This window comes from Streptomyces sudanensis, from assembly GCF_023614315.1.
Lineage (GTDB): Bacteria > Actinomycetota > Actinomycetes > Streptomycetales > Streptomycetaceae > Streptomyces > Streptomyces sudanensis.
The window spans coordinates 3,874,854-3,885,644 of the sequence record NZ_CP095474.1 but is presented as its reverse complement, the minus strand read 5'-3'; the positions used below and the strand labels follow the sequence as shown (position 1 = coordinate 3,885,644).

Sequence of the window (10,791 nt, the reverse complement as noted above, 5' to 3'; positions counted from 1 at the left end):
GGCNGCTGCGTGCGCTGGCGCCGCGCATCGCGGACCCGGTGGTGCGCGCCGAACTGCTGGCGGCGTGCGGGCGCCTGGCCGCGGCGGGTGCGCCGGCGGGCGCCCCCGGTTCGGACGGGGAGGCTCCGGGCGCGGGCACGGGTCCGGTCCCTTCGGGCGCGGGCGCGCCGCGGGAGGGGCTGGCGCCGCGGGAGGTGGACGTCCTGGCGGTGGTGGCGACGGGCGCGACCAACGCCGACGCGGCCCGGCGGCTGGGGGTGCGGCCGGAGACGGTGAAGGGGTACCTGCGGTCGGCGATGCGGAAGCTGGGCGCGCACACCCGGCTGGAGGCGGTGGTGGCGGCCCGCAGGGCGGGGCTGCTCCCGTAGCCCGGACCCGCCGCCGGGCCGGACTCCGCGGCACCGCGCTCCCCGGCCGGTACGGGGCCGGTCGGCCGTCCGCCCGCCGGGGCACCGGCGCCGTGGTGCCCGCGCGGCCGGCCCGGCACCCGGGCGGCGCAACGGAGCTTCCTATGGTGTGACCTGACTCACCATCAGGAGAAAAAGCCCTCTTACCTACCCGGTATCCGGCGTTTCATGCGCACGACCCCGGAAACGGGGCCGGGAACCCCCTCTCGGGTGTGTAGCCTGCGTACGCACACGGGCGCGGGGGTGCACACTGCGCGACGCAGGTGACTGTCCGCGCCTCACGACTCAAGGGCTGGGGGCTGCGTGAAGCGGCGTCGGATAGTGCTGGCGGCGGCTGCCGCCGTGGCGGGTGTCACCGGGGTTCTCGTACTGCAGGGGGCCGTCGGCGGCGAGGCGGCGACGGGGCCGGGCGGCGGCACGCCCCGGCCCGTCGTGGCCGAGGCGCGGACCGAGCCGATCCCGGTGAGCCCCGACGGCCGTTCGGCGACGATGAAGGAGGAGGGGACCAAACCGTTCAGCATGCTCGGGGTGACGTGGACCGACCCGTCGGCGCGTGTCGCCGGCACGGTCGAGGTCCGCACCCGCGCCGCGGGGTCGGGGCGGTGGTCGTCGTGGCTGCAGCTGGACGGGGACAGCGGCCAGGGCGAGGACGGGGCCGCCCGCGGGGGGACGGAGCCGGCCTGGGTCGGCGCGTCCGACGGGGTCGAGGTCCGCATGCGCACGGGCGGGACGACCTCCGCGAAGCTCCCGGCGGGACTGCGGCTGGACATGGTGGACCCGAAGACGGGCAGCGTGTCGGGGATGGCCCCGGCCGCGTTCGCCGTGGAGGAGACCGCCACGCCCACCCCGGCCGAGACGACGCCCGCCCCGGCGGAGTCGGAGTCGGGCCCGGGACCGGAGCCGGAGGTCTCGGTGACGCCCACCGAGGAGGCCCCGGTCACGACCCCGCCGGTGAGCGAGACGCCGACCGAGCCGCCGGTCACGAGCGCTCCGCCGTCGCCGACGGCCCCGGCGCCGTCCACGCCCCCGGCGAGCCCCAGCCCGAGCGCCAGCACCAGTGCGATTCCCACGGTGAGCCTGCCCCCGGCGCCGCCGTCGACCATGCCGCGGCCGCCCGTCACCTCCCGGGCGGGCTGGGGCGCGGACGAGTCCATCAGCCCCGAGGCCCCCGGGTACCTGCCGGGCGGGAAGGTCAAGGCCGTGGTGGTGCACCACACCGCCGCGTCCAACACCTACACCTGCGCCGAGGCGCCCGCGGTGGTGCGCGGCATCTACGCGTACCACGTCAAGCAGCTGGGCTGGAAGGACATCGGCTACAACTTCCTCGTCGACAAGTGCGGCACCGTCTACGAGGGCCGCAAGGGCGGGGTGGACCGGCCCGTGCTGGGGGCGCACGCCTACGGCTTCAACACCGAGACGACCGGCATCTCGGTCCTGGGGACCTACACCGACGTCTCCCCCTCGCAGGCCGCGCTGACCTCGATCGCCCGCGTCGCCGCGTGGAAGCTCGGCCAGTACGGCGTCGACCCGGCCGCCACCACCACGCTCACCGCCGGCGCCGGCGGGCAGAGCTACTCCGGCAGGACGTGGGTGAAGGGCGCCCAGGTGTCCTTCCCGGTGATCCACGGCCACCGCGACGGCTACAACACCCAGTGCCCCGGCAACACCCTCTACGGCAAGCTGCCGGTCCTGCGCTCCTGGGCCGGCGGTCCGGTGGCCGGGCTGGCGGTCAAGTCGGTGACCGGCGCGAGCCTGTCGGGCACGACGTACTACACGAAGTCGTCCCTCACCGTGAACTGGACGGCGACCACCCCGGCCACCCTGGTCAAGCAGTACGACCTGCTCGTCGACGGCAAGGTGGCCGCCACCACCACCGCCACCTCCGCGCAGGCGACGCTCGCGCCCGGCACCCACGCGGTCCAGGTCCGCGCCGTCCACCGGTCGGGCCGCACCAACGCGACCGCCCCGCTGACCGTCGTCGCCGAGACCACCGCCCCCGTCTTCGCCACCAGGCCCGCGCTCGCGCTGCGCGCCGGCACCGTGAACACCGCCGCCGTTCCGGTCACGCTGAGCTGGAAGGCGACCGACAACGCCTCGCTGAGGGACGTGCGCCTCACCAGCCCGGTGGCCGCCACGTACGGGCCGACGGTGTACTCCGCCGCCCACGCGGCCAAGTCCGCCGTGGCGACGAACTGGAGCCTGACCGCCCACGACCGGGCGGGCAACACCGCGACCGCCGCCGTGGCCGGCACCCCGGTGATCCTGCAGGAGACCTCCGCCGTCAGGTCGGGCACCTGGACGGCCAAGTCCTCCACCAGCTACCTGGGCGGCAAGTCCCTTTCGAGCTCCGCCAAGAACGCCGCCCTGACCTGGACCTTCACCGGCCGCTCCGCCGCCTGGGTCGTCTCCCGCGCCAGCACCTCCGGCCAGGCGCACGTCTACGTCGACGGCGTCAAGGCGGCGACCGTCGACCTGAAGTCCGCCACCACCAAGTACCGCGACGCCATCTGGACCAAGACCTGGGCCGCCGGCGGCAAGCACACCGTGAAGATCGTCGTCGTCGGCACCGCCGGCCGCCCGGCGGTCACCACCGACGGCCTCGTCTACCTCAAGTAGCGGAAGGCCGAGGACCGCGCCGGGGAACCGGCCGGCGCGACGCCCCCCGGACCGGGAGCCACCCGGTCCGGGGGGCGTCGCGCGTGGTGGCGCGGAGCCGCGCCGGCGGGACGGGGGCGCCGCGGAGCCGCCGGGTGAGAGCGCGGGGAGCCGGGGAAGGAGAACGGCGACCGAAGGAGGCTGCCGTGGGCGGTGACGTACTGGGGTTGGGAGACGTCCTGGCAGAGGCGGAGTCCGCCTCGCCGGTGGAGTCCGTCGACGTGGTGGCCCGGAACCTGCGGAAGCGGTTCGGGGCGGACCGCGTGTCGTTCCTCTTCGTCGACCTGATAGGCGAGGAGCTGGTACGGCTCACCACCGCCGACGGGGCGGAGGAGGAACACCGGGTGACGCGCATCGGCCTGCGGGGAAGCGTGTACGAGGAGGTCCTGAGGTCCCAGCGCCTCCACGTCGAGCCGGACGGGCGGGGCGGTCACCGGGTGGTGGCACCGGTCACCAACCGCGGCGACTGCATCGGCGTACTGGAGTTGACGCTGCCGCACGCCGACGAGGCGGTGCTGCGCCGGGTGGTCGAGGCGAGCCACGCGCTGGCGTACATCATCGTCACCGACCGGCGCTTCACCGACCTGTACCACTGGGGCCGGCGCAGCACGCCCACCAGTCTGGCCGCCGAGATCCAGCACCACCTGCTGCCCTCCGCCGCGTGCTGCGAGGGTGCCCAGTTCTCCGTCGCGGGCGGCCTGGTGCCGGCCGACGACATCGGCGGCGACACCTACGACTACGCCCTGGACCGGGACATCCTGCACCTGTCCATCACCGACGCCATGGGGCACGACACCGAATCCGCCCTGCTGGCCACCCTGTTGCTCGGCGCGCTGCGCGGTGCCCGGCGCATCGGGTGCGGCATCGTGGAGCAGGCCCGCCGGGCCGACGAGGCGCTCCTCGACCACGGCCGCGGCCTGGCCACCGGCCAGTTGCTGCGGGTCCGCCTGGACGACGGGCGCGTCCAGCTGGTCAACGCCGGCCACCCCAGACCGCTGCGCCTGCGCGACGGCGCGGTGGAGGAGGTGGTCCTCTCCCCCGACCTGCCGTTCGGCGTCCTCTCCCCCGCCGCCTACCGCGTCCAGGAGCTGCGCCTGCGCCCCGGCGACCGGCTGCTGCTGCTCACCGACGGCATGCAGGAGCGCGCCGCGGCCGGCGTCGACCTGCCCGCCCTCTTCCGCGACACCCGCGGCCTCCATCCGCGCGAGGTCGTCCGGGTCCTGGTCACCGCCGTGCGCGACGCCTGCGGCGGGTGCCTGGAGGACGACGCGACCGTCCTGTGCCTGGACTGGTACGGCCCCCAGCCCACCGGGCTGCGCCCCGACGTGGACCACGGCGTCCGGGCTCCGGCGGGACGGCCCCTGCCGGGGGGCGACGCCCCGCCGTGGGCGGGTCGTTGAAGGTGCCGTGCGCAACGGCTGCGGGGCCGCCCCTTCCGGGCGGCCCCGCAGCCGTTGCGGGTGACGGCACCGCACCGCGCCGCGCGGCCGGGCGAAGATCCACAAGTGAGCATGCTTACGTCCGCGTCCGGGGGGCAAGCGAATGTCACCCGAAGGTCGGGACTACGAATGAAGGAGTGCCGTGTCTTTTCTCTGGGCCATCATTGCGGGGCTCGTCATCGGTCTGCTGGCGAAGCTCGTCCTTCCCGGACGTCAGCCCATCCCCCTGTGGCTGACGGTCCTCCTCGGTATCGTCGGCGCCGTCGCCGGCAATGCGCTCGCCACCGCCTTCGGTGTGCGTGACACGGGTGGCATCGACTGGATCCGCCACCTCTTCCAGATCGGCATCGCGGCCGTTCTCATCTCCTTCGTCACCCCCATGTGGGCTCGACGACACGCCTGACTTGTCAGGATCACGACAAAGCATCGGGGCGCGGCGGTGGCCGCGCCCCGATGCTTTGTCGTCAGGGCACCCTCCCCGTGAAGCGGTTGGGCTCCTGCTTCCGGCCCGGCCCTGGTTCCGGCTCCGGCGGCGGCGCGGAGGGAGGCGGTCCGGGGCTCCCGGCCGCCGCCCGGCCACCGCGTGCGCCGCGCCGGCCGGGCGGTGCGGTTTCCCGCGGAGCGGGTAGGGCGGAGGAGACCACCGGGACGGAAAGGCCCTGCCTCTGCCGTCGCCGACCTGTTTTCCCACGTGGCGGGTGCCGGACCGTCCGTCCGGGCGGCCGGGCCGCCGGTTTGGAGACCCCCCATGCGCCTCATGTCCTCGGCATCACCGCAGGCGTCCGCGGACGGCATCGCCGGCTGGGCCGCCGACCTCGTCGACACCCTGGGCGGTCCGGGGGCCGGACTGGTCATCGCGTTGGAGAACCTCTTCCCGCCGCTGCCCAGCGAGGTGATCCTGCCGCTGACCGGGTTCGCCGCCGGGCAGGGGGTGCTCACGCTGGCCTCGGCCCTGTTCTGGACCACGCTCGGGTCGACCGCGGGGGCCCTGGTCCTCTACTGGTTCGGCAGGGCCTTCGGCCGCGACCGCATGCACGCCCTGTGGGCGAAGCTGCCGCTGGTGAAGACCTCCGACCTGGAGCGCACCGAGGAGTGGTTCGCGCGGCACGGCACCAAGGCGGTCTTCTTCGGGCGCATGGTGCCGGTCTTCCGCAGCCTCGTCTCCGTCCCCGCCGGGCTGGTGTGCATGCCCCTGCGCGTCTTCGTCGCACTGACCGCGCTCGGCAGCCTGGTCTGGAACTCCGCGCTGGTGCTCGCCGGTTACTGGCTGGGCGACCGGTGGGAGAGCGTGGAGAGGTACGCCGGGATGTTCTCCAGGGCCGTCCTGGTCCTGATCGTCGTCGCGCTCGTGGCGTACGTGGTGCTGCGGCTGCGCGGCCGGAACCGGTCCGGGAACCGGCGCGCCTGACGGCCCGTCGGCGCGCCCAGGTGACGGGCCGCCCGGCCGGTCCCCGCGGTGGACGGATCGACAAGGAGGCGTGCACCCGCTGCTAACGACCTCCCGGCGCCGCCCCGGCACGCTGGAGGCACCTTCTCCCGACCGGGGAGACGCACGTCGGAGGACCACACCGATGAGGCACAAGTCCGTTCTCGCCCTGCTGACCGCGCCGATGGCCGCGGCGGCCCTCCTCGGCACCGCCCAGCCCGCCGGGGCCGACACCGCCGGTGCGACGGAGGTCAGGGCGGGAGTCCTGAAACTGTACGAGCACGACGGCTACCAGGGCGGCTACCGCGCCTACAGCGGTACCGACCGGTTCCTGAAGAACGACTTCTGGCGGGACCCGGCGACCGGCAGGGAGACCACCCGCTCGGTCAACGACGGGGCCAGCTCGATGAAGAACGAGTCCGGCCACGCGGTCTTCCTCTACGAGCACGGAGACGGCAGCCAGTGCTCCGGGCTCCGGTACACGGCGGAGAAGTACTCCGTGGACTCGGACCTGACGTACAACACCAACAACCCGTCGTTCGACAACGTGGCGAGCTGCGTCGTCTTCCAGTAGCGGGCACGGTCCGGGGCGCGGTGCCCGCCCTCTTCGGGGCGCCGCGCCCCGGGGCCGTACCCAGGCCGTGAAGGAGTACGCGTTCCATGCGCCCGCACGCCGTCCCCCCGCCGGCCCTGCTGCCGGCCCTGCTGCCGCTGCTGCTCCTGCCGGGCTGCTCGGCACCCGCCGCCCCACCGCCGCCGGCCGCCTCGGCCCCGTCGGCCCGGGTGGAGCCGCCCCCGCCGCCGGGCCCGGAGGCGGTCGCCCTGAGGCTGCCCTTCGACGCGTACGAGCAGTGGCTGCCCGAGCGGTACGCCGTGGAGGCCGCCGAGGAGTTGCTGACGCGGGAGTGCATGCGCCGCGCGGGCCTCGACTGGCGCGTCGTGCCGCCGCCGCCCGCGGAGGCCCTCGACCCGCCCCACCGGACCCGCTACGGCCTGGTCGAAGCGGAGGTCGCCCGGCGGTACGGCTACCACCTGCCGCCCGAGGCGCCCGCGCTGCGGGAGTTCCGCGCCGCCCGAACCGCCCGCGACGCGGCGCTCTCCCCCCGCGAGGCGCGCACCGCCTACGGCGCCGACGGCGAGGGCGGTTGCGCCCGGCAGTCGTACGAGCGGCTCTGGAGCGGCGGCCCGAAACCCGACCACGACGCCTACCACGAGATCGCCGCCCGCCTCTTCGAGCGGAGCAGGAGCGATCCGCGCCTGCTGCGGGCGGTCGCCGCGTGGCGCGCCTGCATGCGTGCCGGGGGGTACGGCTACGCCCACCCCTCGAAGGCGGCCGGCGACCCGGCCTGGAAGGGGTCCCCGGTCCCCTCGCCGGAGGAGATCGCCACCGCGCGGGCCGACGTGGCCTGTCAGCAGAGGTCCGGGTACGCGACGACGTGGGCGTCGGTGGAGACCGGCCTCCAGAAGCGGGCGATCGCCGCGGACTCCGGCGTCCTGCGGGAGTTCGCCGCCGCCAACCGGCGCAACGTGGAGGCCGCCCGCCGGGTGCTCGCCGGGAAGCGGCCCTGACCGCTCAGGCGCGGCCGCCCGGACGGCAGTCGCTCGGCGGCACCCCGTACGCACCGCGGAACGCCCGGGTGAAGTCCGAGGCCCGGGAGAAGCCCCAGCGGGCGCCGATGACGTGGACGGGGGTCGCCGCCAGCGCCGGGTCGGCCAGGTCGCGGCGGGCGCGCTCCAGCCGCTGCCCGCGGATCCACGCGGCCACCGTCTCGTCCTCGTCCCGGAAGATCCGGTGCAGGTAGCTCACGGAGACGTGGTGGGCGGCCGCCACGCTCCGCGGGGTCAGCTCCGGGTCGTGCAACCGCTGCTGGACGTACGCCCGGACGCGCCGCACCAGCGCCCGCCGCCGCGCCTCGCCGGGGGCGGGCTCCCCGTCCCGGACGGGTGCGAGCAGGGCGGACAGCAGGTCCAGCAGGGCGGCGCCGAGACGGGGACCGTCCTGGTCGCGGTACGACCCGGCGTCCTCCACCAACTGCCGCAGGAACACGGCCAGCAGCGCGCCGACGCCCTCCCGGCCGGGGAGCAGCCGGACCGCGTCCCGGTCGCGGCCGGGCGGGGCGACCAGCCGCCGCTCGACGAGGAGGCCCGTGCCCAGCACCGTCCCCTCGCCGCCGTCGGCGTCCGCCCGCATCACGTAGGGCCGCGAGGTGTCCTGCACGCACACGTCGTACGGGCCGGGCACCGCCGTGCCGCCGGGTCCGGCGACGGTCATCCGGCCGCGCAGCGGCAGCGACACGTGGAGCAGCCCGGGGTCGGAGCGCCGGATCAGCGCCGGGGTGCGCCGCAGCGTCATCGGCGGGTGCTCGGTCGTCCACACCCGGACCGCGCCGAACGTCAGGACGCGCTGGTGCGCGGTGAAGCCGGGCGGATGGTCGCTCGCGACCTCCACCGGCACGTACGTGCCCGCCAGGTGCTCGCGCCAGCGGTCCAGCCGCTCCCCCTCGGGCACCCCCGCACCGTGGAACACCGTCTCGTCCAGCACCGCGCGCCTCCCCTCGGGCAGCCCCCTCCCGGCACCCTACGCAGGGGCCCGGTGCGCGGGGGCCGCGAACCGGCCACGGCCGGCGGCCCGGTCACCGGCCGGCCGCGGACCGCTCCTCCCCGGCCAGCGCCGACCTGCGGTACGAGTAGCCGAAGTAGACGACGAGTCCGATGAGGAACCAGACCGCGAACCGCAGCCACGTCTCCACCCGCAGGTAGGTGATGAGCCAGACGGAGGCGATCACCCCGATCGCGGGCGTGACGGGCATGAACGGGGTGCGGAAGGAGCGCGGCAGGTCGGGGCGGCGGTAGTGGAGCACGATGACGGCGGTGCAGACGACGGCGAAGGCGAGCAGGATGCCGATGTTCGTCAGCTCGGCCGCCTCGCCGATCGGCATGAACCCGGCGATGAGCGCCGACGCGACGCCGACGATCCAGGTGACGCGGGTGGGGACGTGGCGGGTCGGGTGGGTCTTGGCGAACCAGCGCGGCAGCAGCCCGTCGCGGCTCATGGAGAACCAGACCCGGGTGACCCCGAGCATGAAGGTGAACATGACGGTGAGGATGCCGATGATCGCGCCGACCGCGACGACGTCGGCCACGACGTCGAGCCCCACCGACTTGAAGGCCGTCGAGAAGCCGCTCTCCGGGTCGATCTCGGTGTACTTCTGCATGCCCGTCAGGGCCAGGCAGGCCAGCACGTACAGCACCATGGCGATGGCCAGCGAGTAGATGATCGCCTTGGGCATGTGGCGCTGCGCGTCCTTGGACTCCTCCGCGGCGGTGCTCATCGCGTCGTACCCGAAGACGGCGAAGAAGACCGTCGCCGCGCCGGTGAAGGCGCCGCCGATCCCGTACGGGAAGAAGGGCGTGTAGTTGGCGCTCCTGACGTGGAAGAAGCCGACGACGATCACCAGCAGCACCACGAGCACCTTCAGCACCACGACGGCGGTCTCGAAGCGGGCCGCGCTCCTGATGCCGAGGGTGAGCAGGTAGGCGATGAACAGGCACAGGAGCACCGCGAAGAGGTCGACGCGGTGGCCCTCGCCCGTGCCCGGCGCGCCGAGCATCCAGGCGGGCAGGGAGGTGCCGGTCTCGGTCAGCAGGAAGTTGAAGTAGCCCGAGATGCCGATGGCGACGACCGCGACGATCGCGGTGTACTCCAGCAGCAGGTCCCAGCCGATGAACCAGCCCGCCAGCTCGCCGAGGACCGCGTACCCGTAGGTGTAGGCGGAGCCCGCCTTCGGGATGAGCCCGGCGAACTCGGCGTACGAGAAGGCCGCGGCCGCGCTGGCGACGCCGGCGATGAGGAACGACACGAGCACGGCGGGCCCGGCGGTGCCGTTGGCCACCGTCCCCGCCAGGGTGAAGATGCCGGCGCCGATGATGCCGCCGACGCCGATCGCGGTGAGCTGCCACAGGCCGAGCGTGCGGGCGAGCCGCTCGCTCGGCGCGCCCTCCGCCTCCTCGATGTGCTCGATCGGCTTCCTGCGCAGTACGCCCTGTCCCATCCGGAGCCTGGCCATGAACCGTCCTCTCCGCCGGTGGCTGACGGGGGCTCATCATGGCGGAGCACCGACCCGATCTGAAGAAGACTCTCCGCCACTGTGGGCACGGAACGCCCGACCTGCGGTGTCGTCGGCGGGGCACCGGGAGCGGCCGCCGGGCGGCGGTGCGGGGACGGCGGCGGGCCGGAGCCGNCCNGGCGGCGGGGCCGGTGGCCGGGCGGCCCCCTCCGGTCGGGCGGCCCCCTCCGGCCCGCCGCCGGTCCGGGCCCGGTCAGGCGGTCCGGCGCTGGCAGCCGACGCAGTGGCGGGTGTAGGGCAGGATCTCCAGGCGCTCGGCCGGGACGGGCCGGCCGCAGCCCTGGCACCGGCCGTACGTGCCGTCGGCCAGGCGCTCGAACGCCGCGTCGATCTCCTTCAGCACCTCCCGCGCGGAGGCCCGCTGCGCGGCGAGGAGGTCGTCGGCGGCCTGCTGCCCGGCGCCGGCCGCCTCGACCGCCCTGAGCTGCGCGAGCCGCGACTCGCGCTCGTGTTCGAGGCGCTGCCGGGCCTCCTGCTCCGTCAGCCGTCCGGGGGCGGCGTGGGAATCGGCGCTGCCGAGCGTCATGGCGTACTCCTCCTGGGGGACGGACGGGGTGGGGACGCGTGCGGGCCGCCACGGCGGGCCCCGGTCCACCGGGCGGCCGGGCGGCCGGTCCTCCACCCTGACCCGGCCGGCCCGCCGGGGCCATGGGGCGCGGCACCCATTTCCGGTGGCGCGCGGAGTGCAGGGGAGCGCCGTCGATGGGTGCCGGCCCCCATCGACGGCGGGGCGGGGG

General features: G+C 75.1%; 10 protein-coding genes. 7 read left to right on the top strand and 3 right to left on the bottom strand.

Features of this window, described 5'->3' with window-relative positions; genetic code table 11:
• Positions 1-4 precede the first annotated feature (4 nt).
• From MW084_RS17860 to MW084_RS17830, 7 genes are all read left to right on the top strand, one after another.
• A partial coding sequence (locus tag MW084_RS17860; protein ID WP_275563679.1) for a response regulator transcription factor occupies positions 5-368 on the top strand: 364 nt, incomplete at its 5' end.
• 381 nt (positions 369-749) lie between these two features.
• Positions 750-3,023 (top strand): peptidoglycan recognition protein family protein, encoded by a 2,274-nt coding sequence (locus MW084_RS17855; RefSeq protein ID WP_010470043.1) that lies wholly within the window; start codon positions 750-752, stop codon positions 3,021-3,023.
• Between the two features lie 185 nt (positions 3,024-3,208).
• Positions 3,209-4,462, top strand: a complete 1,254-nt coding sequence (locus MW084_RS17850) for a PP2C family protein-serine/threonine phosphatase (protein ID WP_010470045.1) — start codon at positions 3,209-3,211, stop codon at positions 4,460-4,462.
• Between the two features lie 181 nt (positions 4,463-4,643).
• On the top strand, positions 4,644-4,904 hold the full coding sequence (locus MW084_RS17845) for a GlsB/YeaQ/YmgE family stress response membrane protein (protein WP_010470047.1): 261 nt from the start codon (positions 4,644-4,646) through the stop codon (positions 4,902-4,904).
• Positions 4,905-5,249: 345 nt separating this feature from the next.
• On the top strand, positions 5,250-5,909 hold the full coding sequence (locus tag MW084_RS17840) for a DedA family protein (protein ID WP_010470049.1): 660 nt from the start codon (positions 5,250-5,252) through the stop codon (positions 5,907-5,909).
• 163 nt (positions 5,910-6,072) lie between these two features.
• Positions 6,073-6,501, top strand: a complete 429-nt coding sequence (locus MW084_RS17835) for a hypothetical protein (protein ID WP_010470051.1) — start codon at positions 6,073-6,075, stop codon at positions 6,499-6,501.
• A gap of 86 nt (positions 6,502-6,587) precedes the next feature.
• The gene (locus tag MW084_RS17830; RefSeq protein ID WP_010470053.1) at positions 6,588-7,496 is read left to right on the top strand and encodes a hypothetical protein; all 909 of its coding nucleotides are present in this window, start codon (positions 6,588-6,590) and stop codon (positions 7,494-7,496) included.
• A gap of 4 nt (positions 7,497-7,500) precedes the next feature.
• Here MW084_RS17830 and MW084_RS17825 read toward each other — a convergent pair whose 3' ends face one another.
• From MW084_RS17825 to MW084_RS17815, 3 genes are all read right to left on the bottom strand, one after another.
• Complete coding sequence (locus MW084_RS17825) at positions 7,501-8,469, bottom strand: AraC family transcriptional regulator (RefSeq protein WP_010470055.1); 969 nt, start codon at positions 8,467-8,469, stop codon at positions 7,501-7,503.
• Between the two features lie 91 nt (positions 8,470-8,560).
• Positions 8,561-9,994 (bottom strand): amino acid permease, encoded by a 1,434-nt coding sequence (locus MW084_RS17820; RefSeq protein WP_010470056.1) that lies wholly within the window; start codon positions 9,992-9,994, stop codon positions 8,561-8,563.
• Positions 9,995-10,247: 253 nt separating this feature from the next.
• Positions 10,248-10,580, bottom strand: a complete 333-nt coding sequence (locus tag MW084_RS17815) for a TraR/DksA family transcriptional regulator (protein WP_029553438.1) — start codon at positions 10,578-10,580, stop codon at positions 10,248-10,250.
• Between the last annotated feature and the right edge of the window lie 211 nt (positions 10,581-10,791).